This is a genomic window from Variovorax glucosi (assembly GCF_051216695.1).
Taxonomy (GTDB): Bacteria; Pseudomonadota; Gammaproteobacteria; order Burkholderiales; family Burkholderiaceae_C; genus Variovorax.
Map to the genome: position 1 here is coordinate 1 of NZ_JBPJZE010000251.1, position 1,169 is coordinate 1,169.

General features: G+C 68.7%; 1 protein-coding gene. It reads right to left on the reverse strand.

Translation table 11 applies throughout. The features are described from left to right. On the reverse strand, nucleotides 1-1,169 hold a 1,169-nt coding region (locus ACSFA3_RS24715), incomplete at both ends, for a hypothetical protein (protein WP_435508004.1).

Below are 1,169 nucleotides of genomic sequence, written 5' to 3' on the forward strand. Positions count from 1 at the left end.
GTGCGCAGTACGCTGAACACCGGCGACTTGGGCTTGACCCCGACCAGTACTTCTCCGCCAGGGCCACCTACGGCGACGCACTCGCCCGGCTCCGACTCGCAAAGGTTGTAGCTCGGGTCGGTCGCCCAGTCGTCGACGGGCGCACCTGGCGTGCCACCGTAGGTGTTCCCCGGGCCCCATGTCCAGGAGACCCGAACGCATTGTCCAGGCTCCGAGTCGCACAGGCTGTAGCTCGGGTCGTAGGCCCAATCGGGCGCTGGAGTTCCCGGCTCACCGCCATAGCCGTTGTCGGGGCCCCAATACCAGACGCCCCCTCGCCGGATCTCGGTCTGCTTGAAGACGGTGTAGTGGGTATCCGCGAGCACGATGCTGCCTGCGTTCAACCGCGTCAACCGGTTATCTGCCGCCTGGGTATCGGCACCAGCGACCAGCCGCAGGCTCCACGACTGCGAACCCGCTGGCAGCATCTGCGCCACCGCCCAGTTCTGTGCCTGCCGACCCGCCGAATCCGCCGGCCGCAAATTGACTGAAAGGGCATCGTCGGGCAGCGCCACGTTCGTGCCGGAAGAAATCAGCGCGCCCACCGGCAAAGTCAGAGTACCGAATTGCGTCATGGTGACCGGCAGCGCCGCGCCCTTGGGCCAGGTCAGGCGCGCCAGCGTCACCGCCACGGGCAGGCGCGCGCCGGCCAGCAGCTGTGCGCCCGTGGGCAGTGCGAGGCCACCAGCCCCAACTACCGTGCCCGCCGCCAGCAGCACCGTGCCGTCGGCCGCGCGTACGTCCGCCCCGAGCACCGTCCCGGCGGGCAGCGTCAAGGCGCTGCTCAGCGTGATGGCAGTCGGCAGCAAAGTGCCCGTATGCAGGGTGACATCCTTCGCCGTGATGGCGTAGTTCAGTGTCTTGCCGGCCGGGTAAGTCGTGCCCTCGGCCAGCGTCACGCCGGCCACCGGCACCACCACATCACCGCCGAAGGCCTGCACGCCGCGGGTCAGGATCCAGCCGCCATCGTCCGGCGTCTCGGGCGGTGGCGCGAAGCCATCGTTGATGCTGCCGTAGATGGACAGGTCGCCACCGGCACGCAGCGTCAGCATGCCCACCTCGCCCGAGCCGTACACACCGGTCTTCGGGGTGTTCGGATTCAGGCTGGCGTAACGGTAGCCCGACAGGTC